Source organism: Lacipirellula sp., assembly GCF_965279485.1.
In the GTDB taxonomy this organism is placed as follows: Bacteria; Planctomycetota; Planctomycetia; order Pirellulales; family Lacipirellulaceae; genus Lacipirellula.
On sequence record NZ_CBDIIC010000002.1, the window covers coordinates 2,645,298 to 2,670,311 of the forward strand.

Sequence of the window (25,014 nt, forward strand, 5' to 3'; positions counted from 1 at the left end):
TTCCACGGATATCGCGGATGGGGCATTTTTGGGCTTATGCCATTCACCCATCAGCGAAATCAGCGTGATCCGCGGTTTTCATATCCCGCGCCTAGAAAAGGACCGTCGCCATGTCTGTTGAGTCGCTGACGCTGGCCGCTATCGGCGGCGGTTGGATCGCATTGATCGTCGTCGCCGTCATCGTCATTGTGACGCTGATGTACGGCGTGGGGATCTACAACCATCTGGTGACGCTGCGGAATCGGCTGGAGAACTCGTTCGCGCAGATCGAAGTCCAACTGAAGCGCCGTTACGACCTGATTCCGAATTTGGTCGAAACCGTGAAGGGGTATATGAAGCATGAGCGTGAGACGCTCGAAGCGGTGATCTCGGCTCGCAACGCCGCTGTTGGCGGCCTGCAGGCGGCCTCGGCCAACCCGGGCGACCCGGCCGCGATGAAGCAACTCGCTGCTGCGGAATCGAACCTGGGCGGCACACTCGGCCGGTTGTTCGCGTTGTCGGAAGCGTATCCCGACCTGAAGGCGAACCAAAACATGGCCCAGCTCACCGAAGAGCTGACCTCGACCGAGAACAAGGTCGCGTTCGCTCGCCAGGCCTACAACGACTCCGTGATGCAGTTCAACACCTACCGCCAGTCGTTCCCGCCAGTCTTCTTCGCGGGCATGTTTGGCTTCGGGCAAGATGCTGAGTTGCTGGAATTTGCCGACAGCAAGCAGATTGCAGAAGCGCCGAAGGTGAGCTTCTGAACGACTGCGTCGCGTGGTGAGTAGGTGACATTCCAAGCTTGAGCCCACGGCGGAGCTTGCCGTTGTTTTGAATGCTCTGGCTCCCTCCCCCTTGTGGGGAGGGCTGGGGAGGGGGTAGGTCGCTGGTACCAGCTCCAGTCACCCCTCCCTAACCCTCCCCATCAAGGGGAGGGGACCTCAAAACTCATTCTCTGGAGCCTGAACGTCGCACTGCTGAATTCGCTCCAACGCGTAGCGCCGCCATGATCACTTACTCACCCAAGCACCGACTCACCTAAACACCTCCGTCCGCTCATGGCCACCGATTTCTTCGAACGGCAAGATCAGGCTCGCCGCAGCACGAAGTGGCTGGTGATTTTGTTCGTGCTGGGAGTGATCGGTATCGTCGGCGCGACGATGGTCGTGACGTGGTTCGTGACGCAGGCGATGAATCCCGCCAGAGAGATGGTTGCCAATGGCCCTGAGTGGCCCGAAGGCTTTGATAATCCTCTCGACCAATCGGCTGAAGAGGTAGCGATTCCGTTGGGAACCGGCGGCGCGGCGTTGCTGCTGATTGTCGGCGGCAGCTTGTTCAAAGTGGCGCAGCTTTCGGGCGGCGGTCACGTCGTGGCCGAGAGCTTGCAAGGCCGCCGCATTCACAGCGACACCACCGACGCCGTCGAACGTCGGCTGCTCAACGTCGTCGAAGAAATGGCGCTGGCCTCGGGCGTGCCGGTGCCGCCGGTGTTTCTGCTGGACAGAGAGCCAGCCATTAACGCATTCGCTGCCGGCTACTCGCCGAGCGACGCCGTCGTCGCCGTGACCCGCGGCACGGCCGAGCATCTCTCTCGTGACGAACTGCAGGGAGTCGTGGCGCACGAGTTCAGCCACATCCTCAACGGCGATATGCGGCTCAACATCCGCCTGATCGGCGTGCTGCACGGCATCCTGCTGCTGGGATTGATCGGGCGGATTGTGTTCCGCATGGCGGCCAACTCGGGGGGCTCGCGCAGCAGCCGGGACAACAAGGGGAATGCCGCGATTTACTTCTTGCTGATTGGCCTCGCTGTGATGGCGCTCGGCTTTCTCGGCACGCTGATGGGTAACATCATCAAGGCAGCGCTTTCGCGACAACGCGAATACTTGGCCGACGCCTCGGCAGTGCAGTTCACTCGCAATCCAACCGGACTCGCGGGCGCGCTGAAGCGGATCGGCAGCGCGGTCACCGGCTCCAAGCTGCAAGCGGCGAACGCGAGCGAGGCGAGTCACCTCTTCTTCGCCCAAGGCGTGTGGGAAGGACTCACGTCGCTCACCGCGACGCATCCGCCGCTGCCGGCGCGAATCAAGCGACTTGAACCGCAGTGGGACGGCTCGTTCGAGATGCCGCCGGTGACGCCGAAAACATTCAACAATCCCGCGCCGCGCACGGGGGCGATTCCTGTACCTGGCCTCGCGGCCGGCGGTATTGCGGGTGCTGCGGCGGCCCTCGCCACCGCGGCCGCTGCTACCGACGCACCGGCAATCGTTCCGGGCGGCGCCCCTGCCGAGGTAGTGCCGCTCGCCGTTGTGGCGAAGGCGGCCGACCAAGTCGGCGATCCGCAGGAGGCCCATCGCAAGTACGCTGCCGCGCTCGTTAGCTCATTGCCGCCGCTGGTGCGCGATTCTGTTCACGAAACCTACGGCGCGCGGGCCGTTGTGTTCGGTTTGCTCGCGGATAAAGATCGCGAGATTCGGTCGAAGCAGCTCAAGCGACTTCGCGAACTAGCCACTCCTGACATCGTTGATCTCACGAACAAGCTCCTCCCGTATATCGACTTGCTCGACGTGCGAGCGCGGTTGCCGCTGGTCGACATGGCATTGCCCTCGCTGCGAGCGATGTCGGGGTCGCAATACAAAGAGTTCCTCACCTGCTTCAAGGAGCTCGTCGCCGCCGACAATCGGTTGGGGCTGTTCGAGTGGACGCTCTATCGCGTGCTGCTGCGGCATCTGACGCCGCAGTTCGAAAAGACGGCGGCGCCGCGAATCGCTTACTACGGCCTGCAAAAGATGGGGCCGCAATGTTCGGTACTGCTGTCGACGCTGGCGTATGCCGACAATCGCGTCGACGAGGCGCCCAAGGCGCTCGCCCGCGGGGCCGAGAAGCTGCCGGGCCTCGCCGTCAAACTACTGACGCCGGAGGAGTGCGGCCTCGACCAACTGAGCAAGGCGCTCGACGACCTCTCGCGCGTCGCCGACAAAAAGCGGCGACCGCTGGTCGCAGCCTGCGCCGCGGTAATCTGTGCCGACCGCGAAGTAACAGTAGCCGAGGCCGAACTCCTCCGCGGCGTCTGCGACATGCTCGACTGCCCGATGCCGCCGCTGCTACCGGGCGGGCCGGCGACGTTTGCTCACGATAGCGTGGCGTCATGAGCGAGGCGCGTGACTTCCAGTTGCGGCATGAGCGGCTGCGGCAACGGGCAGCGATGCTCGCGCGGCTGCGCGGGTTCTTCGTGGAGCGCGGGTTTCTTGAGGTTGAGACCCCTGTTATTGATGCGGAGATTATTCCGGAGCTGCATATTGAGCCGTTTGGCGTGGGCGATGCATCGCACAAACTGGCCTTCGGCTTTCTGCAAGCATCGCCCGAGCTCCACATGAAGCGGCTCCTCTGCGAGGGGCTGCCGGCGATCTTTCAGGCGACGCGGTCGTTCCGCTACGGCGAGCGCGGAGCGATTCACAATCCTGAGTTCACGATGGTTGAGTGGTACCGCACCGGCGACGACATGGTGGCAGGAATGCAGTTGCTCGACGAGTTGTGCCAGACGGTTGCGGGTTCAGCAGCGGCGCGGCACACAACGTATGCCGAGGCGTTTCGTACGCACGCAGGAGTCGACGCCCATCACGCCACGTGCGAGGAATTAGCCACGGCTGCAAAGCGTTTGAACGTCGCCGTGCCTGAGGGGATTCACGCTGACGACCGCGATGAGTGGCTGAACCTGCTGCTGGCCGACGTGGTCGAGCCGCGGCTAGGCGCCGATCGGCCGGAGATTCTGTACGACTACCCGGCCACGCAATCGGCACTCGCGGTAACGGCAACCCGCGCGGACGGCACGCTCGTTGGCGAACGGTTCGAACTTTACTGGCGCGGCATCGAACTGGCGAACGGCTACCACGAACTGACCGACGCCGCGGCGCTGCGGACGCGGTTGGAAGAAGTGAACCGCCAACGTTCTGCCGATGGTCGCCCTGCCCTGCCGCTGCCGGAGCGACTGCTCGCAGCGATGACCGATCCGGGACTGCCAGCGTGCAGTGGTTGTGCGCTAGGGTTCGATCGACTTGCGATGCTGGCCTGCGGGGCGACTACCATCGACGATGTGATGGCGTTTGGTTGGTAGCCGCGAAAAGGCACAGAAGACGCAAAGAAAGGGACGAGTAACACACCCGTCTCCAATCTTCTATTCCTTTTTTTGCGTCTCTTGCGACTCCTCGCGGCTAAAACTTCTTCTTCGCCAGCTTCGCGCACTGATGGTAGCGGAAGCAGCTGGCGAGGTGGTCGTTCACCAAGCCCGTGGCCTGCATGTGGGCGTAGATGATCGTGCTGCCGACGAACTTGAAGCCGCGCTTCTTCAGATCCTTGCTCGCTGCGTCGGACTCGGGCGACGTGGCCGGGACTTGCTTGTGGGCTTCCCAACGATTCTGAATCGGTCGGCCATCAACGAACTGCCACAGGTAGCGTGCGAAGCCGTCGAACTCTTCCTGCACTTCGAGGAATCGTTGGGCGTTAGTGACCGCGGCCTTCACCTTCAGTCGATTCCGCACGATGCCGGGATCGGTGAGAATCTTTTCCATTCGCTTCTCGGTGAAGCGGGCAACCTGCACTGGATCAAAATCGGCGAACGCCCGGCGATAGCCTTCGCGTTTGTTGAGAATCGTCGACCAGCTCAGCCCCGCCTGGGCGCTTTCGAGCGTGAGGAACTCGAACTGCTTCCGATCGTCGTAGACGGGGACGCCCCACTCTTCGTCGTGATACTGGTGGTAGAGCTCGTTGCCGCCCACGGCCCAGTGGCAGCGGACGACTTCCTTCTTGGCGACAGGCATCAGGGGACTCGTTCGTAGAGTTCGAAGCTATACGGATGCTCGTTCTTCGCGTCGGCCTCGTGGCGAACCGATTCGACGAGCCGCCACGCGTCGCGATCGAACGCCGGGAAGCGTACGTCGCCGTCGACGCTGGTATGAACGCGCGTCCAGTATAGCCGCTCGGCCCGCGGCAGGAAGTGGGCGAAGATTTCCGCCCCGCCGATGATGAACAGCTCCGTTTCGCCGGAACTAGCCGCCAGCTCGACCGCGACCTCCATACTGCCGACCACCTCGACGCCTTCGGCCTGATAGTCCGCCTGCCGCGTGACGACGATCATCCGCCGGCCCGGCAGCGGCCGGCCGATCGATTCGTACGTCTTCCGCCCCATGACGACGGCGTGGCCCATCGTCAGCTTCTTGAACCGCTGCAGGTCGGCCGAGAGCCGCCACGGCAGATCGTTCTGCCGGCCGATGACGTCGTTCTCCGCCGCGGCGACGATCAGCGAGACGATCATACCGCCACCGGGGCCTTGATGTGCGGGTGCGGATCGTACGCGTCGAGTTCAAAGTCCTCGCACTTGAACGCGAACAAATCCTTCACCGCCGGGTTGAGCCGCATCGTCGGCAGCGGGCGCGGCTCGCGCGACAGTTGCAGCCGCGCTTGCTCCAGATGGTTGTCGTAGAGGTGGGCGTCGCCGAGCGTGTGGACGAAGTCGCCCGACTGCAGGCCGGTCGCTTGGGCGACCATCATCGTCAGCAGCGCGTAGGAGGCGATGTTGAACGGCACGCCGAGGAAGATGTCCGCGCTCCGCTGGTAGAGCTGGCACGAAAGCCGCCCCTCGGCGACGTAGAACTGGAACAGCAAGTGGCACGGCGGCAGCGCCATCCGCGACACGTCGGCGACGTTCCAGGCGCTGACGATCAGCCGCCGCGAGTCGGGGTTCTTCTTGATCTGCTCGACCACGTCGCTCATCTGGTCGATCGAGCCGCCGTCGGGAATCGCCCAGCTGCGCCACTGCTTGCCGTAGACAGGACCAAGCTCGCCGTCGGCGTCGGCCCATTCGTTCCAGATGCTCACGCCATTCTGCGTGAGATACTCGATGTTCGTCTCGCCGCGAAGGAACCAGAGCAGCTCATGGACGATCGAACGAACGTGGACCTTCTTCGTCGTGACGAGCGGAAAGCCCGCGGCCAGATCAAACCGCATTTGGTAGCCGAAGACGCTGCGCGTGCCGGTACCGGTGCGGTCGCTCTTGTGAACGCCGTGCTGCAGGACGTGGTCGAGTAACTCTAGATATTGCTTCATAAGTGAATGACGAATGACGAAATCCGAATGACGAATGGGGGAGTCGCATCAGACTCTCGACCAACCGCTTTCTTCATTCGTCATTCGTGCTTCGGCATTCGTCATTTGCCCGTCAGTTCAGTGACTTTCTTCGCCAAGAGCGTCACGTCGTCCTTCTTCAGCAGATGGTCGATCTCGGTCTTCGGCACGCCGGCGCGTTCCAGGGCGGTGGCGATTTGCTTCCACTTGGTCGCGCGGCCCTTCCCCTCAGCGAGGTAGAGGTCGGTCACCAGTTCGCCGAGTCGCTGCAGCGAGATCGACTCGCGGTTGTCGTAGAAGTTCTGAATCGCCTTTTGCTGGAACTTTGAATATTGGCGGTCCATCGAGCTGGTGCTCCTGGCGCGGCCTGACGGCTCGCGGCTAAATGGGGTGTGCGGTGTGGTCGATCTTTGCAGGGTTCCGCCGCTGGCAGCTTAGCGGGCCACGGGGCGGCGGGCGTTTTTGCTCCATCGGCGCGCCGCGGGGCTCTACTTTCGTGGCCGCGGGGGGCGCGTTACAGTATGGTATCGCTCGGCGGGGCCTCGCGGCTACCGCCCCTCTCTTCCCTCCTGATGCAGCTTACAGGAATCAGCAGGCCATGCCGATTATCAAGTTCATTAAGGAAAAAAAGGAAATTGAAGTTCCTCGCGGGGCCAACCTGCGGAAGTCCGCCATCGAAGCTGGCATCAATCTTTACCAGGGAATTAACGGCTTCGGCGCCACGATCAATCAGTACGTCAATTGCCACGGCCTCGGCCAATGCGGCATGTGCCGGGTGCTGATTACCAAGGGGATGGAAAATACCACCCCGATGGGGAGCATGGAAAAGTTCAAGTTCCGGGTGCCGCTTCCCGATCCGATGGCGGCCCTCGCCTACGTCGGCAACGAGCAAACGATGCGGCTCGCCTGCTACACTGAAGTGAACGGCGACGTCGAGGTGCAAACCGGGCCCGAGATCGACCTGTTTGGCGAGAACTTTTTCAGCTAGCCCGTGGCCGACGGCGGTCGATTAGAATAAAGGGCGTTCGTCGCAGTTGCCTGGGCTGATTGCTGACCGCTGAAAGCTGACCGCTCCCATGAAACAAGTCGTCGCCATCGTCAAACCCTTCCTCGCCGAGCGGATCCTTGAGGGTCTGCGTCGGGCGCCGCTTGAGGCGGTCCACGTGCGCGAGGTGAAGGGCGTCGGCCGACAGAAAAGCTATCTCGACGAGTACGCGGACAGCGAATACGCCGAAGCGTTCCTGCCGAAGGTCGAGATCACCGCGTGGGTCGACGACATGCGTGCGGAGGAAGTGATCCGCAAGATGGTCGAAGCAGCCCGCACCGGCAGGATGGGCGACGGCAAGATCTTCGTGCTGTCGGCTCAGTCTTACGAAGCGGTGCTGGGCGGGAAATAGTGGCCGCGAAGAGGCGCACGAGACGCAGAGTAGAAAAGGCGAAGATAGGTAAAACTATCGGTTCGCCTTTGCTCAACCACTCGATAGCAATTCGTGGGCAGGCGGTTCAGGCGAGGCATCGCCTTACATCCCTCTGCGTCTCCGCGCCTCTGCGAGAGACTTCTTCTACTTTTTTCGCGTCTCGTGCCCCTCTTCGCGGCTACTCAGCCGCCGCTTCGCTGAAGACTCGCTCAAACCGCTCGCGAGTATCACGCCAGGTTTGGTCGACTTCCTGCACCAGCCGATCGACGTCGGCATAGCCAAGTAGGAACGCCAGCTTTTCTAGTTCCCGCGGTTCGTCGGGGAACTCGTGCCGGCCGGCCGAATCCATCAGCCGGATGCGGGCCTCGACGCTCCGTTGGAAGCGGTAGCTCGCTGCCAGCGAGCGGGCGTCGTCTTTGCCGAGCACGCCGGCCGCTTGCAACGCCTCAAGGGCAGCGATCGTCCCCGGCACGCGAATCTGCGGTAAATCGAGGCCGTGCTTTAATTGCAGCATCTGCACGATGAACTCGGCGTCCATCGTACCGCCGGCGGCGCGTTTGAGATTCTGCGACGAAGCCGACTCGCGGAGCCGTTGTCGCATCTCTTTGATCTCTTGGGCGTCTTGCGAACGCCAGGGGCGACAGTAGATCGAGTCGGTCACCGCACTCATCGCCCGCTGGGCCGCTTCCGGCGAGCCGACGATGACCCGCGATTTGCAGAGGGCAAGCCGTTCCCACAGCTGCCCCTCTCCCTCACGGAAGTAACGGACGAACGACGACAGCGGCATCGCCAGGGCGCCGCTCCGGCCCGTCGGCCGCAGTCGCGGATCGACTTCGTAGAGCCGGCCATGCGGGCCGAACTGCGTCGCGGCTTTGATGATCCGCTGCCCCAGCTCGCTGAAAAAGTGGCTATTGCTCGTCGAGGCGCCGCGACGGCCGGGGATCGTCGAGCCTTCGCCGTCGTACAAAAAGACGAGGTCGAGATCGCTGTGATAGTTCGGCTCGCGGCCGCCGAGCTTGCCGAGCGCCAGGACGACGAGTTCGCTCGGCTGACCGACTTGCTCCGGCCGCGGCGACCACGCAGGAAACTCGCCCTCGGCGTTCTCGATCCCGCTCAGCTGACCGATCGTCGGTTGACCGAGCTTGTCGATCAGCTTCACCGTTTCGGCGGCGGCGATTTCTTGCAAGCAAGCCTCGGCGACGTCGGAGAGCGCGGCGTGCGTGTCTTGCACATCGTCTTTGCCGACGATGTCGCGCACGCCGACCCGCAAATGCTGGGCATGCTTGAAACTAAGCAGAATCGGCTCAAGATCTTCCGCCCCGCGAGTCAGCTCGGCGAGCGACGCCTTCAGCCGCGCCAAATCGGGAAGCCTCTCCACGATGAGGCTGTCCATCAGCTCGTCGATCATGCCCGGGTTACTGGTGAGGATGCTCGCCAGGTACGGGCACGCCGCGCAAAGGGTGACGTACAGGTTGAGCGACGGGCGATTGCTGCTGAACAGTTCCCACAGCGCCGCCTTGCCGCCGAGCGAATCGCTCACACGGCTAAGCGTGATGAGCGTCGCGTCGGGATCGGGCGTCTGCGCGATGGCGGCGAGCAATCGCGGCGCGATCGACGCGAGGAACAACCGGCAGCGCCGCGTCGAGAGAAACGGAATGCTCTCGCTGGCGAGCGACATCAGATTGTCGTACGCCGCGTGGACGTCGCGGAACTGGTAACGTTCCAGCACCCGCTCGATCGTCTCGGGCGACGGATCGGGGTCGTTGACCAGGTCAATCTCCGGCTCGGTCTCCGCGCTTTCAGGGAAGGCGTCGTGCAGCAGGTGATCGAGAATGCGGCGATTCACCGCGGTGCGGTCGGCGTAGTCCTTCTTGAATGCTTCGAGCGCCGTCACGCCGCCAGCGGCGCGGTAGCCGAGGCGGCGGGCGAGCTTGTGAATTTCGACGTCGGTGACCGGTAGTTCATGCGTCTGCAGGTCGAACATGATCTGCAGACGATGCTCCACCTTGCGGAGGAAGCTGTAGTTGTCCTCCAGGATCGTCCGTTCCTGATGGGTTAGGCAACCTGCTTGCTCGAGCCGTTCAATTGCGGCGAACGTGTTGCCAGTGCGCAGCGCCGGGATGGCGCCGCCGTTGAGCAGTTGCAAGAACTGGATGACGAATTCGATGTCGCGAATGCCGCCGCGGCCGGTCTTCACGTGCCGCTCGGCAACGCCCGCTTCCTCGGCATGCTTCTCGATCTTCCGCTTCAGCCCCTTGATGCCGGTGATGTCGGCGAGGCTGAGATAGCGGCGGTAGATCCACGGCCGAAGGTGGTGGAGATAGGTCTTCCCGAGTTCGATGTCGCCGGCAATCGCGCGGGCCTTCACGTAGGCCTGCCGCTCCCACGTGCGGCCGCGGGTGTCGTAGTAGGCGAGCGCCTGGTCGATGCGGGTGCAAAGCTGCCCCTGACTGCCGTCGGGACGCAACCGCATATCGACGCGATAGGCGAAGCCCAGGTCGGTCGACTCGGTGAGGAGTTTGATCACCTCGCGAGCAAGCCGTTGGGCGAACTCGCCGCCGTCGGTGTCGGGCGTGCCGCTCACTCCCTCGGCGTCCTGATAGAGCATCACCAAATCGATGTCGCTCGAATAGTTCAGCTCGCGGCCGCCAAGCTTGCCGAGCGCCAGCACCACGAAGTGGGGCGGCCGAAGGTTGCGGCCGTTGCGTTTGAATTGTTTTTCCGTCACTTGGCGAGTAGCGAAGTCGACGGCCGCCTCGACGATGGCGTCTGCGACGTAGCTGATCTGCCGCGTCACCTTGGCCACGGAATGGCCCTTCACGATATCGCCGTACGCGATGCGCAGCGTTTCACGCCGCTTGAAGCGCCGCAGCGCCGCCATCACTTCGTCTTCGCTACTGAGCGCGCGGACGTCGGCGACGAGTTCCTCGACCAGCATGTCGCGAGCGACGGCCCGGCCGCCGGTCATCCGCAAGAGGTCGTAACTCTCCGGATCGGTGCAGAGCATGTCCGAAAGATTCTGGCTTGCATTGAACAACAACAGCAGCGGCGCGAGCGCCTGCCGATCGCGTTCAAAGAGCGCGGCCGCGGCCAGCGGACTGCGCGAGGCGAGCAGGTAGCGCTCAAGGTTATTGAGCGCCATGTCAGGATCGGCGAGCTTTGGCGCCACCGCAGCGAACTGCTCGCACAGCGTTCCCAGCAAATCGAGCGGCACCCCGGCCATGGCCAGGCGGGTGAGATTGTCGTGCCCCGTGCGGATGTCGGCGAAGCCGAGCGGCCGCAGCCAACCTTCGGCTTCAGCCGGGGCGTCGAGCATGGTCCGTAGGCGGTCGATCTGCATCGGGGATGTTTGCCCTGGCATAGCGATGAGGAGCGAGCGCTCCCCCTACCCTGGGCCGCCTACAAACTCAGTGCACTGGTGGGTCGAAAGAATGGACCGTTGCCTCGGCCGCTCGCCGCTGCGGGGCGAGCCGATCTATTCTCTCAGCACCGGGCCGCGGAAGCAACTGGAACGCAATTTCCGCTGGAAAATGCCAGCCCGCGAATCACGCGAATGAATGCGAATGGATAACTGGCCTATTCGATTCCATTCGCGCTGGTTCGCGTAATTTGCGGGCTGCTCTTACGGCGCCTTCATCCCCGCCTCGGGACTCAGCGAATACATCAACACATTGAGGGCGATCTTCGCGGCATCCTCGCGGGTGTAGCCGCGGCACTGCAACGCTTCGTGCTGTTCGAGTGCGCAGCTGATGTCGTACGGCGAGAAGATCACCGCCAGCCGGCCGTCGAGTTCGATTCCATCGAGTTCCGGCTGCACCTTCTGCACGCGCGAGCGGATCGGCTGCCCCGCCTGGGCGGCGGCCGGCTCGCGGCGGCTCACCTGCTGAATGTTGAACCCGCCCGCCGCATCGGTGAAGAGCGGATTGTCGGCGGGGATGCGTGCTAGCTTGGCGCCTTCGAGCACGATCTCGATCTCACGACGGAACGCGGCCGTGAACTCTTTGCTCGCACAAATCGAGTCGGCGAACAGCAGGCCGCCGTTCTCCAGGTAGGTGCGGAGCGACTTCCGCTCTTCCGGCGTGAAGCGGAAGTCGTGCCGCCCGTGCATGAACGCCATGTGGAACCGCGGCAACGCCGGATCGCTGGCCGAGATCTCGAACGGCTGCTGGCTGATCTGCAGCTTCAGTTCGCCTTGCGACGCGGAACGCAACAGATTCGCCAGTGCCCCCGGGGCGTCGTTGCAGCCGCCGCCGTGCAGAAGTTTCGCGATGCGGATGACGCCGCGATCCGCATTGGCGTCGAGATCAGCCAAGTCGCTTGCCAGAAACGATTCTTCTTTCCCCTTCGGCTCGCGGTTGGTGGCGTAAGCCATCACGTTGAGGCCGATCGTGTTGGCATCTTCGATCCGCAGCATCGTCTGCTGCGGGATGTTATCAAGTCGGCCGCGACCAAAGACTTCCCAGTAGCATGAAAGGTCGACCTCGGAGAAGACGACGCATGTGCGGCAGCCGTACTCGATCGTCCACAACCGACCGACGTACGGCGAGTCGGGCCGCACGAGCCGGTCGATCCGCCAGATCGGATGCTCGGGACCCGCTTGTCGCAGCTTGTATTCGCCTTCGGGAAAGATCTTGTCGAGGAACTTCTTCATCCCATCCTTGAACCCGCTCCCGTCGGTGCAGCAAGCTTCGGCAAAGATGAAGCCGCCGCGATCAATGTAGTCGCGGAACTTCGTTTCGAGCCCGCCAAGTTCCGGCGATTGGCTGCCGCTGACGAACAGCACAGGCGCTTGAAGCAAGTCTTCAACGGTCGCCGCCTGTGGGTCGAGAATCTGCCAAGTGAGGTTGAGGTTCCACTCGCGCTCGACGTAAGCGGTGAGATTCGCGACGTCGCTGGGGTGGCGATTCCAATCCTCGCCCGGCCCATGTTTTACTTTCGCCATGAGGACCGGTCGGCGGCCCTTCGAGAGGAAGAGCAGCGCGAGCGACGTGGCGACATGCGGGTTGTCTTCAGAGTGTCCTTCGCCAAGCCACTGGTGATTGAATTGATCTTGGCGGCTGATGAGGTACTCGGCGCCGGCGCGGTACCAATCGTGATCGCCGATGAACCGTCGAGCAGAAAGTCTACCCACCCGCTCCAAGCCATACAGATAGTAGAACTGCCACTGACTGGCCGCGCCAGGTTGCCCTGGGTTGCGGCGAACGGAAAAGTTGCGGCCTAGCCAGACAAGCGCCCGCTCCAGCACGTCGTTCTGATCAGGCGGCAGGCAACACTGGATGCCGTTAGCGTCGGCCTGGGCCGCGGCGGCCGAGACTTTGCCGGAGCAAATGATCCAGGCGCCGACGCCAGCGCAGGTCATGCTGCCTGAGCCGGGCATGTTTTCGGGCTGGTAGCCCCACGAGCCGTCGGGGTTCTGGCACTCTTTCCAGTAGGTGGCCGCCAGCTTCCAGACGGCAGGGTCGACCTTGGCGCCGACGCGTTCGGCCTCGTGCAGGGCCAGCACGGCAAACTGCGAGTTGCTATTGTCGCCGCCGACCCCCGGGCCGAGGGGGTACGACCAACTGCCGGTTCTGGGACCTTGGGTAATCTGAACCCGCGACAGCCAGAGTGCGTTCTTCTGAATAAGGGCCAGGTCCTTGGTCGGTTCTCCCTCGCATAAGGCCATCGTCTGCAAGGCGACGGTGTAAGTCTTTTCCGGCTGCAACGTGCGAAGGTAGGCGAGCGACTTTTGAATCTTCGGGTGGCTCGGCTCGACGCCGGCCGTCAGCAGCGCCAGCGTGCAAAGCGCGGTGACGCCGCCCGGATATTCAACCATATCATCCCAAGTCCCCTGCCCCGACTGTTCATTCAGCAGGTAGTCGACCCCCTGGGTAATCGACTGGCGGACTTGCTCGGCGGTGAGCGAGGGCTGTTGTGCCGATACTCGAAGCATTGGCGCTAGCGCGACGACGGCGGCCAATGCCGAGATGAAGAGCGATCGACAGCGCATCAGAGACTCCTTCCATGCGGCCCGGCGACCTACTTTCGCGGCAAGATCGCCTAGCTCACATCGTAGGTTGCGGCGACTGCGTAAACAATGAGCGGATGCGTAAGATGGAAACTGGAGCGTTGAATTGTCCCTCTTCTGGGGGAGCTATAGACTGGGAATGAGCGAATGACGAAATCCGAATGACGAATGAAGGACGCAAGCGAGTTTCGCATTTCATTCGTCATTCGGATTTCGTCATTTTGTCATTGAGCGCGTTCCGCCGACCTCAATCGATAGATACTCACTTACCGCTTAAAGGGCTCGACCGTTGTCGACGACGCAACCATCACGCAACCTGGGGGACATCCTCCAAGAGTTTCGCCAGCATCGCGGCATCATGCAGCAAGAGTTGCAGAAGGTGATCGTCGGCCAAGACGAAGTCATCGAGCAAATCTTCGCCGCGATCTTCACCCGCGGCCACTGCTTGCTCGAAGGCGTGCCCGGCCTGGCGAAGACGCTCATGGTGAGCACGCTCGCGCGGATTCTCGATCTGGGGTTCAAACGCATCCAGTTCACTCCCGACCTGATGCCTTCCGACATCACTGGCACGAACGTCCTCGATGAAGATGAGCATGGCCGGCGGAGCTTCCGGTTCGTCGAGGGCCCGGTCTTCTCGAACATCTTGCTGGCGGACGAAATCAACCGCACGCCGCCGAAGACGCAAGCCGCGTTGCTGCAAGCGATGCAAGAACGCGAAGTGACGGTCGGCCAAACAACCTACACGCTGCCGGAGCCCTTCTTCGTGATCGCCACGCAGAACCCGATCGAGCAAGAAGGAACCTACCCGCTGCCGGAAGCGCAGCTCGACCGCTTCATGTTCAACATCAAGGTCGGCTATCCCACCGCGAGCGAAGAGGAGCAGATCCTCACGTCGACCACGCGGCAAGAGAAGCCCGAGGTGCGGAAGATCCTTTCGTCGCGCGCGATTCTCAACCTGCAAAAGCTCGTCGGTTCGGTCGCCGTGAGCGAGTACATCATTAAGTACGTCGCCGCGCTCGTCCGAGCGACGCGGCCGAAAGACGAGAAGGCGCCGAAGTTCGTTCGCGAGTGGGTCGACTGGGGCGCCGGCCCGCGTGCTGGGCAGTTCCTCATCTACGGCGGCAAGGCGCTCGCGGCGATGGACGGGCGATTTGCAGTGGCAGTGGAGGATATCCAGAAGGTGGCCGTGCCAGTGCTGCGGCATCGCGTGAGCACGAACTTTCAGGCGCAGGCCGAAGGCGTCACGAACGAAGACGTGATCGCGAAGCTACTGAAGGAAATCCCCACGCCGGAAATTCCGAAGTACGGGAGCTAGCGAGAAGTGGCCGCCGTTGAAAAGTATCTGAAGCCGGAAGTGATCCGCCAGATCTCGCGGCTCGACCTGCGCGCGCAGTTCATCGTGAAAGGCTTCATGCAAGGCCTGCATGCCAGTCCGTTTCATGGCTTCTCGGTCGAGTTCAGCGAGCATCGCAAGTACACGCAGGGCGACAACCCGCAAGACATCGACTGGCTCGTCTACGCGAAGACCGACAAGTATTACGTCAAGAAATTCGAAGCCGAGACGAACATCACCGGCTACCTGGCGATGGATCTCAGCGGCTCGATGGCGTACCGCTACCAGAAGGAGCTGTCGAAGTTCGAATACGCCACCTGCATCGCCGCGGCGCTCTGCTACTTGATGGTCCACCAGCAAGACCCAGTCGGTCTGGTGACCTTCGGCGAGAAAATCATCGACGTATTGCCGCCGAAGTCGAAACGGCAGCAGATCGGCAACGTGCTGTCGCATCTCGCCCGCCTCAAGCCGCGGGCGAAGACCGACATCGCCACCAGCCTCATCCAACTCGCGGCGATGCTGCGGCATAGCAGCCTGGTGATGATCTTTAGCGATCTGCTCGTCGATCCCGAACCAGTCCTCGCGGCAATGCGGCGCCTGAAACATGGCGGGCATGAAGTGATCGTGTTTCATGTCCTCGACCAAGCCGAGGTCGATTTTCCGTTTGACGGGCTGGTCGAACTCCGCGACCCCGAAACGCACGAGCGGATTCAAGTCGACGCCGACGGCTTTCGGAAAGACTACCTGAAGGCGATCGGCGAGTTCCGCGAAACGTACAAACGCGAGTGCGCGAAAAGCCGCATCGATTACCTACCGCTCCACACCGGCATGCCGTTCGACAAGGCGCTGATGGAGTATTTGTTAAGCCGACGGCATATGGGGTGATTTTTAGCCGCGAAGAGTCGTAAGTGACGCCAAAAAAATTTGCGAAGAAGGATCTCTCGCAGAGGCGCAGAGACGCAGAGGGGTGTAAGGAACGCGAACTACGAACATGAGATCCCTCTCAACAGCTCATGGACAATAAATAGCAAATGCCAATCGAACCAATGCCTCCTCGTCGTTACGTCATCGCTGTCCGTCCTCTCCTCTGCGTCTCTGCGCCTCTGCGAGAGCTTTCTCTTCGCGTCGCCTGCGAATCTTCGCGGCCAAAGTAATTCAACATGGGTTTCCTCACGCCACTGCTGTTAGGAGGCATCGCGCTCGTCGCGATTCCGGTGGCGCTCCATCTCGTTATGCGGCAAAAGCCTCGCGAGATGACCTTTCCGGCGTTGCGATTCGTCAAGCAGCGGCGCGATTCGAATCGGCGGCGGATGAAGCTGCGGCATTGGCTGTTGCTGGCGCTCCGCTGCCTGCTGATCGCGGGGATTGCCGCCGCCCTCGCGCGACCGACGCTGCAAGGCTCGGGCTTGCGCGGCAAGGATAGCGCCCCGCTCGCGGTGAATCTTGTCGTCGACAACTCGCTGCGGATGGAATATATCCATCAAAACGAGTCGCGGCTCGACAAGGCGACGCAATTCGCGCTCGAGCTCGTTGAAAAACTTCCCGAAGATGCGATCGTCGCCGTCACCGATCTCGGCCGCGCCGCGCACGGCTACGCTCCCGATCTCACCGCTGCCGCGTCGCGATTGCAAAACCTGCGGCCGACCGCGGAAGCGAAGCCGCTCGTCGACGCCGTGCTGGAGTCGATTCAACTCGCCGCCGAGCAAGAAGACCGTCGGCAGGAAGTGTTCGTCTTCACCGACCTCTCGCAAGGCGCCTGGAACGACGACGGGGTCAAGGAAATCAACGACGCGCTCGCCAAGGCGCCAGACGTGCGGATCTACGTCGTTGATTGCGGCGTCGCCGAGCCAAAAAACGCCTCGCTCGGCGAACCTCAACTACGACACAGCGTGCTGCGGCCGGGCGAAGCGCTCCACATCGAGACCGACGTGACGAGCAACCTCAAAGGCTCGCCGCCGCTCGTGGAGTTCATGCTCCAAGGCGCCGATGGCAAGCCGCAAAAGCGAGCCGAGCGGTTCGTAGAGTTCGACGAGCAAGGCCGCGGCCGGATGGTGTTTGAAATCCCGGAGTTGCCGCTGGGAACGCACCAAGGATCAATCGTACTCACGGCAAGCGATCCACTGATGTTCGACAACGAGCGTTACTTCACCGTCGAGGTGCGGCCCCCGGCGAAGACGCTAATCGTCGCCGAGCAAAAAAACGAAGCGATGTTCGTGGAGTACGCCCTTAGCGGCTCGCTGGGGGGTGCGAGTCGCTTCGACGTGACGGTGGCGACGTTCGCCGACTTGGCGAAGACGCCGCTCGAAGGATTTAATTCCGTGGTACTGCTCGATCCCGGCGCGCAATCGAACGAGATCTGGGGGCAGTTGTGGGACTTCGCCTCCGCTGGCGGCGGCGTGGGGATCTTCCTCGGGCACAACGCGATTGACCACCTCGATTCGTTTAACGGCGAAGCAGCACAACGGCTGCTGCCGGGAAAGCTGAAGCGAGTCTCGCACGGCGACACCTATTTACGTCCCCGCCGCTTGGATCATCCTGCTCTCGCTGGATTGCGCAACACAGGAGAAGAGCTTCCCTGGCAAATCTGCCGCGTATTTAGCTACTGGGCATTCGACAAGCTTGGTCCCGAGTCTTATGTGATTGCGGGATTCGCCAACGACAAACCAGCGTTCATCGAACGCCCCGCCGGCCGTGGCCGCGTGCTCGTCTCGACGACGCCCTTCTCCGACCCGCTCGATCCCGTTGGCCGCGACGCCTGGAACGTGTTGCCGTCGGAACCGTGGCCCTTCATTGGCATCGTCGACCAGCTGGTCGGCTATCTCTCGCAAGAAGGTGACGAGCGACTCGACTACATGGCGGGCGAAACCGCACGCATCCATCTGACGCAACAGCAACAAGTCGGCAGCTACGTGCTGCGGCTCCCCGACGGCCAGGCAGGCTCGCGCGTCGCCGCCACCGGCGGCGAAGAGGTTGCGATCAGCGTCACCGACGAACTCGGCAACTATCGGCTCACCGCCGGCGGCAAATCACAACGCCTCGACCGCGGCTTTAGCGTCAACGCGCGCGGCAAGCTAAGCGATCTAGATCGGTTCGATCCTGAGAAACTGACAGCCGCGTTGCCGAAAGATCGCTTCCGCCTCGCCGAGAACCTGGAGATGGTGGAAGAATACGTCGACGTCGGCCGCTCCGGCCGCGAACTATTTCCTTGGGCGATCTGCCTCGTGGCGGTCATTTGGGGAACGGAACATTTGTTGGCAAATCGGTTTTATGGCGAAGGTAAAGATAAAGATTGAACCGCCAAGGACGCCGAGCGCATGAAGAGAAGATTTTTACCACGAAACACACGAAGCACACTGAAAGTGAGATGGAGAATCTGGCACCGCTGATAAACGCTAATGATCGCTAATAAATGTTAATTTATGAATTCCATTAGCGATCATTAGCGTCTATCCGCGGTGTACATCGTCCTGGCGTTGTTTGTTTTTGCGTGCTTCGTGTGTTTCGTGGCAAATCTCCCCGCATTTCCTTGGCGGTTTAGCATTTAAGAAATGACCGGTTGGAGCTTCGATCCCGTTGGCAGCTGGTGGCTTGTGATGGCCGCGGCGCTGGCGCTTGCGCCGTTGCTGGCGATCGGGCCCTCGCAGCGAAAGCAATCACTGCAACGGCGGATGACACTCACGGGGCTGCGGTTGCTGACGCTCATCTTGCTGCTGCTCGCAATGCTGCGGCCGGCGCTCGAAACGCGCACCACCCGCAAGCTCCCCGGCACGCTGATCGTTCTGCCCGACCTATCGCGGAGCATGACCGTCGCCGACGCAACCGGAGGCAAGACACGCTTTGAGGCGATGCGAACGGCGCTCACCGACTCCGCCAGCGAGTTTGCGGAGCTTGCCGAATCGTGGGCCGTGCACGCCTACGGCTTCGGCCGCGATAGCGAGCCGCTGAAATTCGCCGCGGGCAAGTTCGACCTCCCCGCGGAACCAACCGGCCAGCAAACCGCAATCGGCGCCGCGATCGAAGACATCCTCGCTCGCGAAGCTCAGCAGCGGATCGTCGCCGTGGTGCTGCTGAGCGACGGCGCCCAACGGGCGTTCGCCCCGCGCGACATGCCCCCGCAAACCGCTGCCCGGCAACTCGCCGGCGACGGCATCCCGCTCTACACGCTCGCGTTCGGCCAACCCTCGCTCGGTGAATCGAACGACCTGCGACTTAGCGATATGCTCGCAAGCGACGCGGTCTTCGCCGAAACGCCGACGACCGTCGAAGGCGTCGTCACCGCCGCCGGCTACAAGAACCAGCAGGTGAAGGTGCAGCTCCTTTGGGAAAACGCCGACGGCAAGCAGGAGCCGGTCGACGCCCAAACGATTCGCATCGAACCGGGCAAAACGCGTTACCCCGTGCGGCTCAGCTACACGCCCAAGGCGCCTGGCGAATACAAGGTAACGCTGCAGGTCGAATCGCCCGAAGGGGAGCTGATCACCACGAACAACCAGCAAAGCACGTTCATCACGGTGCTCAAGGGTGGCGTCCGCATCCTCTACCTCGCCGGCGCCGGCCGCGTCGGCGGCATGCCGGGCATCGAGCCTCGCTTCGTGCGCTCCGCCCTCGCCTCGAACCCCGACATGCACGTCGATTACGAGGCGATCAAATACCAGCCGAACGAACTCGACATTCGCGACCAACTCCGCGAAGAGAAGTACGACGTCATCTTGCTCGGCGACGTCGACGCCAACGGCCTCAGCGCCCGCAGTTGGAGCGAAATGGCCAAGCAAGTCGAGCAAGGGACGGGCCTCGCCATGCTCGGCGGGTTTCACAGCTTCGGCCCCGGCGGCTTCGCGAGCACGCCGCTGCAAGACGTACTGCCGATCGAGATGAGCCGCACCGAGCGGCAAAGCTTCGGCGAACCGCCGCGCAAAGACGTCCATGTCCCCGGACCGATCAAGATGCTGCCGGTCCCGCTCGGCGGCGAGATCCATCCAATCCTCCGCATGCGCGACGGCGACCTGCAGCAGAACGAAGCGATTTGGCGCGAGTTGCCGGCGCTCGACGGCGCCAACAAGCTTGACCGCATCAACAAGAAGACGATCGCCAGCGTCATCGCCGAAGGGAACGACGGCAGCCGCTCGCCGCTGCTGATCGTCTCGCCGTACGGCGACGGTCGCTCGGCCGCGCTCGCCGTCGACTCGACTTGGCATTGGCAAATGGAAGGCTTCGGCGAAGTCCACCGTCGCTTCTGGCGGCAACTCGTGCTGTGGCTCGCTAAGAAGGACGACACCGGCGGCGAGCGGGTGTGGGTGCGGCTCGACCAACGGCGGTTCCAACAAGGAAGCCGCGTCGAGTTCAAAGTCGGCGCCGAGGATGCCCAAGGGGGCGTGCTCGACGGCGCCGACTTCAACGTGCAAGTCGAGAAGCCCGACGGCACAAGCGAAACGGTGCGGACGACCTCGCGCAACGGCGGCGCCATCGGCAACTTCACGGCCACCGAAAAGCCGGGCGACTACCGCATCGTCGTCGCCGCTCGCGACCAGGGCGAAACCGTCGGCAACGCGGCCGCGCGATTCACGATCTCGGACCAGGACGTCGAACTCGACCAACCCGCCGCCGAGCCGCTGCTGTTGGCGTCGCTCGCCCGCATTACCGCCGACGCCGGCGGCACCGGGCTCGCCCCCGAGGAACTCCCCGACCTGCTCGAAAAACTGAAAGAGCGGGCCGATGAGTTTGAAGAGGAGATTGTCGAAACGCTCACTCTGTGGGACAGCTGGCCGGTGCTGGTCTCGTTCGTCGGGCTGCTTTCGGCGGAGTGGTTTTTGCGGAAGCGGTGGGGATTGGTGTAACGAGTTAAGCCCTCGGCTCCGCCGGGGCGGGTGGCACTACTCAGGACGAAGCGTACCGGAATGGCGACCGACCCCCTGGCGAAGCCAGGGGCTGAAATCACATCTTCACGACCAGCTTGCCGCGAATCGCTCCGTTGTCGCTCGCTTCCTGCAGTCGGTGAAACTCCGCCGCGTCGTCGAGCGTCCCCACGCGATCGATCTTCGCATGCAGCTTGCCCGCTTCGAGCCACTCGCTGATCTGCTCCGCCGCTTGCCGTTGCACTTCCGCCGACGCCATGAACATCGCAAAGCCGTGCAGGCTGAGGCACTTCGTGTAGAAAGCGCCGACGGGGAATTCGACGCGTGACGCACGCCCGGCGATAAGGATAACGCGGCCGAGCAGCTTCATCGAAGCGAAAATTGCATCGAAGTTCGGCATCCGCGAGGTCTCCCACCACACGTCGACGCCGCCAGTCAGCTCGGCGACGTGCTTTGGCACGTCGTCGTGACGGTAGTCGAACACATGGTTGGCGCCGAGCGTGCGGCAGTACTCCATCTTCTCAGCGCCGCTGGTGGTGGCGATCACCGTGGCGCCAATCGCGCGGGCCATCTGAATAACCGTCGAACCGACGCCGCCACTGCCGCCGTTCACGAGCACAGTCTCGCCCGGTTGCAGCTGGGCGTGCTCCACCAAGCCGAGGTGCGAGGTAATGCCAACGAGCGCGAGCGCCGCGGCCTGTTCGTCGCTCACATGCGCGGGCGTGACGTAGAGCCATTGCTCGTCGACCGCCGCCACCTGGGAGAACGTCCCCTGCCGGCCGAGCTTCCCCTGATTGGCGCCCCACACGCGGTCGCCCACTTTGAACCGTTTCGCGTCGGGCCCGACCGCCGCGACAACGCCCGCCAGATCGCTGCCGATGACGAACGGAAACGGCATGTTCGGCATCGCCGCCAGGCCGCTGCGGATGTAGGTATCGATCGGGTTGACGCTCGCCGCGCCGACGCGAACGAGCACTTGGCTGCCGGTGGGCGTCGGATCGGGGAGTTCGCCGACGACGATGTTCTCGGCGGGGCCGGTCTGGTGGATGTAGGCGGCTTTCATGGCGGAGCGATCCAAGGGACAAGTTTCGTCAGCGAATGACAGAATAGCGGCCCTACCGACCAGCAGGCAACGCGGCCTACAGCAGGCACAATCCGCCCGCCTGCTACAATGCGGCCGTTGACCTATACTTGTGAACCCATGAACTGGCGACCGCGCAATCTTGGCTTCCTGCTGCTGCTCTACGCAGCCGCGCTCGGCTATGCGCTCGTCGCGTGGGTGCCCGATCTGGTCGAGGGCTACGAGAAGATCGCCGAGCGACATCCGTGGCTCGGTTACGCCTACCTCGCCGCGGTGGCGGCGGGGGTGCTCGTCCTCGGCGGCACGTCGGCCTACTTCTTCTACCGCATCTGGAAGAACTCGCGCGCCAAACGACAGCGACGTTCGCAGCGGCTCGCGAATCCCAGCGAACTCTCCGCCGGCCAACGTCGTTCGGAGTTCGCAGACAACCTCGCCCACAGCCATGAACTCGTTGACGACGAAATCGCCTCAGAAGAACTACGCGAAGAGCTGAAGCGCCAACTCCTCGCCCTCCAAGAAAAGCAATCGAAGGAGCGGCTCGAGATCGTCGCCTTCGGCACGATCAGCAGCGGCAAGTCGACGCTAATGAACGCCCTCGCCGGGCGCGATATCTTCTCGTCGAACGTCATCGGCGGCACGACGATGGCCCGTTGCGAAGTCCCTTGGCCGGGCGCCGATCGCGTGGTGCTCGTCGACACGCCCGGCCTGGCCGAGGTCCGCGGCGAAAGTCGCGCCGCGATCGCCGCCGCCTCGGCCCAGCATGCCGACCTCGTGCTGCTGGTGGTCGACGGGCCGCTGAAGTCGTACGAGGTCGAACTCGTCGAGACGCTCCGCGAGATGGAGAAGCGGGTGCTCGTCTGCCTCAACAAAATCGATTGGTACGACAAACGGCAAGAACAGGAGCTCGTCTCGCAAATCGCCGAGCAGTTGCCGTCGATCGACGCTGCCGACGTGGTGGCGGTGCAGGCCGGCATTGGCGAGCGGCCCCGCGTCCGCGTGCTGGCCGACGGCCGCGAGGAACGCGACTTTGTCGAAACGCCCCCCGACGTGCGGCCTCTCGCGCGACGGATGCTCGAAGTGGTAAAGCGCGACGGCTCCGACTTGCTGCTGGCCAACCTACTGCTGCAATCACGCGGGCTCGTCGACGATGCGAAGGAGCAAGTCCGCAAGCATCTCGACGAACGGGCCGACCAGATCATCAACCGCTACATGTGGGCCGCCGGCGGGGCCGCGGGGATCAACCCGTTGCCGCTGCTGGACATCGCCGGCTCGACGGCGATCACGCTGAAGATGGTGCTTGACCTAGCGAGGGTCTACAAGCAACCGCTCGACGCCGACATGGCAGTAAAGATCCTCGCCCAGCTTTCAAAGAACTTGCTCGCGATGGTCGGCGCCACCGCCGCGGCGCCGGTCGCGGGAACGATGATCGCCTCGCTACTGAAAACGGTCCCCGGCGTCGGCACAATCGCCGGCGGCCTACTGCAGGGACTGGTGCAGGCGCTTGTTACCCGTTGGGTCGGCAACGTCTTCGTGAAGTACCTGCAAAACGAAATGCAACCGCCCCCCGGCGGCTTGGCCGAGGTCGCCCGCAGCGAGTGGAAACTGCTGACGCGCCCCGATTCGCTGCGGCGGCTGATCTCGCTCGGCCGCGAGCAACTCAACCTTGCTAGTTCAACCGATGACAAAGAAGATTGAACCGCCAAGAAGCTACGAAAGAAGTTGAATCCTGAAATCATGAGCAACGCCCCGCAATCGCCGACCGCCGCCCAGCCGGATACTGATTATCAGGCGTCGATGCGCGCGCTGCAGTCAGCGATCGCTCACTTTCAAGGCTGCAACGAAGCCGAGCTCCGTGAGCTCGCCGACGACATGAGCCAGCTCGGCCGCATGGCTGAAAAGTTGCAGTCGGGCCGCGTCGATATTGCCGTCTTCGGCGAGATCAGCACCGGCAAAAGCGCCCTCATCAACGCCCTCTGCGGCGAGCAGCGGGCCGCGGTGAACGTCCGTGGCGGCTGGACCAAAGACGTTTGGCATGTGCCGTGGGAGTCGGCCGGCTACTGCGTCCCCGGGTTCGCCGATTCGCAGGTGGTGCTCGTCGACACGCCAGGCCTCAACGAGGTCGATGGCGCCAAGCGCGGCGAGATGGCTCGCGAGGCGGCGGCCCGCGTCGATCTCGTGCTGTTCGTCGTCGATTCGGATCTCAACGACACCGAGTACCGCGCGCTCGTCGATCTCGCCGCGACCAACAAGCCGCTCATTTTGGTACTCAACAAAACCGACCTCTACCGCCCCGACCAACTCAACGACCTGCTCACCGTGCTGAACGGCCCGCGCTACGCGGGAATCATTCGACCCGAAAACATCGTCCTCGCGCAGGCCGATCCGCGCGAGGTCGAGTATGTGATCGAAGCCGCCGACGGCAGCACCCGCAGCGAGTACCGCAAACAGCCGCCGCAGGTCGAAGAGGTGAAGGCACGAATCATCGAACTGCTCGCCGCCGACGGCAAGGCGCTGATCGCGCTCAACGCCGCGATCTTCGCCGCCGACAAGAGCGACCGCATGGCCGCTCTCCGCGTTCGTTTCCGCGAAGAAGAGGCGGCCCGCACGATTTGGAGCTTTGCCGTCACGAAATCGCTCGCCGTGGCGCTTAACCCCGTCGGCGTCGTCGACGTCCTCGGCGGCGTCGCCGTTGACGCGGCGATGGTCGTGACGCTCGGCCGCATTTACGGCATCTCGATTACCACCGCCAACGCCCAGTCGCTCGCGATGTCGATCGGCAAATCGGCGGGCTTGGTCACGCTGCTCGAAGCAACAGTCAGCTGGGCCTCCTCGGCGTTCAAGTCGCTCACAGTCGGCTTCGGCACGGTGCTCACCGCCGTCCCACAAGGCGCCGCGGCGGGCTTCGGCTCGTTCATCGTCGGCCAGGCGGCGCGGTTCTACTTCCAACATGGCGCCAGCTGGGGCGAGCAGTCGCCAAAGGCCGTCGTTGCGCAGATTTTGGAAAACACCGACAAGCGGTCGGTGCTGGAACAACTGAAAACAGAGATCCTCAAAAAGCTCTCGACGAACCGCCACGCGGATGAGACCGATAAAGGTTGGTTTGGTAAGAAATAAAAAAGATGAACCGCCGAGGAAATGCGGGGAAGAACTCACCACGACGACACAACGAACACGACGAACACGACGAATGCATTTAACTCTCACTGCATTTCTTCCTTTGC

General features: G+C 62.8%; 18 protein-coding genes. 11 read left to right on the plus strand and 7 right to left on the minus strand.

What is annotated here, in order from left to right:
* Window positions 1-110: 110 nt before the first annotated feature.
* The 3 genes from ACQY7R_RS18195 (at window position 111) to epmA (ending at window position 4,096) form a co-directional block, all read left to right on the plus strand.
* Window positions 111-746, plus strand: a complete 636-nt coding sequence (locus tag ACQY7R_RS18195; RefSeq protein WP_152101366.1) for a LemA family protein — start codon at window positions 111-113, stop codon at window positions 744-746.
* 294 nt (window positions 747-1,040) lie between these two features.
* Entirely contained in the window at window positions 1,041-3,134 is a 2,094-nt protein-coding gene (locus ACQY7R_RS18200) for a M48 family metallopeptidase (protein ID WP_428306991.1), read from the plus strand.
* Window positions 3,131-4,096, plus strand: a complete 966-nt coding sequence (gene epmA / locus ACQY7R_RS18205) for an EF-P lysine aminoacylase EpmA (protein ID WP_428306992.1) — start codon at window positions 3,131-3,133, stop codon at window positions 4,094-4,096. The genes ACQY7R_RS18200 and epmA overlap by 4 nt, the downstream gene beginning before the upstream one ends.
* A gap of 97 nt (window positions 4,097-4,193) precedes the next feature.
* Here the strand turns inward: epmA and ACQY7R_RS18210 are convergent, their stop codons facing one another.
* From ACQY7R_RS18210 to ACQY7R_RS18225, 4 genes are all read right to left on the minus strand, one after another.
* On the minus strand, window positions 4,194-4,799 hold the full coding sequence (locus tag ACQY7R_RS18210; RefSeq protein ID WP_428306993.1) for a DNA-3-methyladenine glycosylase I: 606 nt from the start codon (window positions 4,797-4,799) through the stop codon (window positions 4,194-4,196).
* Entirely contained in the window at window positions 4,799-5,293 is a 495-nt protein-coding gene (locus tag ACQY7R_RS18215; RefSeq protein ID WP_428306994.1) for a dihydrofolate reductase, read from the minus strand. Before ACQY7R_RS18215 ends, ACQY7R_RS18210 begins: the two co-directional genes overlap by 1 nt.
* Entirely contained in the window at window positions 5,290-6,084 is a 795-nt protein-coding gene (locus ACQY7R_RS18220) for a thymidylate synthase (RefSeq protein WP_428306995.1), read from the minus strand. Before ACQY7R_RS18220 ends, ACQY7R_RS18215 begins: the two co-directional genes overlap by 4 nt.
* A gap of 101 nt (window positions 6,085-6,185) precedes the next feature.
* Window positions 6,186-6,446 carry a hypothetical protein gene (locus ACQY7R_RS18225; protein ID WP_152101372.1) on the minus strand — a complete coding sequence of 87 codons (261 nt, stop codon included), beginning with the start codon at window positions 6,444-6,446 and terminating at the stop codon, window positions 6,186-6,188.
* A 254-nt stretch (window positions 6,447-6,700) separates the two neighbouring features.
* Here ACQY7R_RS18225 and ACQY7R_RS18230 point away from each other — a divergent pair, with 254 nt between their 5' ends.
* Together ACQY7R_RS18230 and ACQY7R_RS18235 are read left to right on the plus strand one after the other, a co-directional pair.
* On the plus strand, window positions 6,701-7,090 hold the full coding sequence (locus tag ACQY7R_RS18230) for a ferredoxin (protein WP_428306996.1): 390 nt from the start codon (window positions 6,701-6,703) through the stop codon (window positions 7,088-7,090).
* An 88-nt stretch (window positions 7,091-7,178) separates the two neighbouring features.
* Window positions 7,179-7,499: a P-II family nitrogen regulator gene (locus tag ACQY7R_RS18235; RefSeq protein WP_428306997.1), complete on the plus strand. Its 321-nt coding sequence runs from the start codon at window positions 7,179-7,181 to the stop codon at window positions 7,497-7,499.
* Between the two features lie 199 nt (window positions 7,500-7,698).
* On the opposite strand, the gene ACQY7R_RS18240 is transcribed toward ACQY7R_RS18235, so the two are convergent.
* Both ACQY7R_RS18240 and ACQY7R_RS18245 read right to left on the minus strand, forming a co-directional pair.
* On the minus strand, window positions 7,699-10,860 hold the full coding sequence (locus ACQY7R_RS18240; protein ID WP_428306998.1) for a hypothetical protein: 3,162 nt from the start codon (window positions 10,858-10,860) through the stop codon (window positions 7,699-7,701).
* 282 nt (window positions 10,861-11,142) lie between these two features.
* Window positions 11,143-13,509, minus strand: coding sequence for a DUF4159 domain-containing protein (locus ACQY7R_RS18245; RefSeq protein ID WP_428306999.1), 2,367 nt, complete (start codon window positions 13,507-13,509; stop codon window positions 11,143-11,145).
* A gap of 343 nt (window positions 13,510-13,852) precedes the next feature.
* Between ACQY7R_RS18245 and ACQY7R_RS18250 the strand changes: the two genes are divergently transcribed.
* The 4 genes from ACQY7R_RS18250 to ACQY7R_RS18265 all read left to right on the plus strand — a co-directional run bounded on the left by ACQY7R_RS18250 (window position 13,853) and on the right by ACQY7R_RS18265 (window position 20,694).
* A complete protein-coding gene (locus tag ACQY7R_RS18250; protein WP_428308907.1) occupies window positions 13,853-14,842 on the plus strand; it encodes an AAA family ATPase in 990 nt (329 codons plus the stop codon).
* 6 nt (window positions 14,843-14,848) lie between these two features.
* On the plus strand, window positions 14,849-15,745 hold the full coding sequence (locus ACQY7R_RS18255; RefSeq protein ID WP_428307000.1) for a DUF58 domain-containing protein: 897 nt from the start codon (window positions 14,849-14,851) through the stop codon (window positions 15,743-15,745).
* A gap of 275 nt (window positions 15,746-16,020) precedes the next feature.
* On the plus strand, window positions 16,021-18,153 hold the full coding sequence (locus ACQY7R_RS18260) for a BatA domain-containing protein (RefSeq protein WP_428307001.1): 2,133 nt from the start codon (window positions 16,021-16,023) through the stop codon (window positions 18,151-18,153).
* Window positions 18,154-18,408: 255 nt separating this feature from the next.
* On the plus strand, window positions 18,409-20,694 hold the full coding sequence (locus ACQY7R_RS18265; protein ID WP_428307002.1) for a hypothetical protein: 2,286 nt from the start codon (window positions 18,409-18,411) through the stop codon (window positions 20,692-20,694).
* Window positions 20,695-20,791: 97 nt separating this feature from the next.
* Here ACQY7R_RS18265 and ACQY7R_RS18270 read toward each other — a convergent pair whose 3' ends face one another.
* Window positions 20,792-21,775, minus strand: coding sequence for an NADPH:quinone reductase (locus ACQY7R_RS18270; RefSeq protein ID WP_428307003.1), 984 nt, complete (start codon window positions 21,773-21,775; stop codon window positions 20,792-20,794).
* Between the two features lie 138 nt (window positions 21,776-21,913).
* On the opposite strand from ACQY7R_RS18270, the gene ACQY7R_RS18275 reads away from it, so the two are divergent.
* Together ACQY7R_RS18275 and ACQY7R_RS18280 are read left to right on the plus strand one after the other, a co-directional pair.
* Complete coding sequence (locus tag ACQY7R_RS18275) at window positions 21,914-23,488, plus strand: YcjF family protein (protein WP_428307004.1); 1,575 nt, start codon at window positions 21,914-21,916, stop codon at window positions 23,486-23,488.
* A 39-nt stretch (window positions 23,489-23,527) separates the two neighbouring features.
* Window positions 23,528-24,907, plus strand: a complete 1,380-nt coding sequence (locus ACQY7R_RS18280) for a DUF697 domain-containing protein (RefSeq protein WP_428307005.1) — start codon at window positions 23,528-23,530, stop codon at window positions 24,905-24,907.
* Window positions 24,908-25,014: the final 107 nt, after the last annotated feature.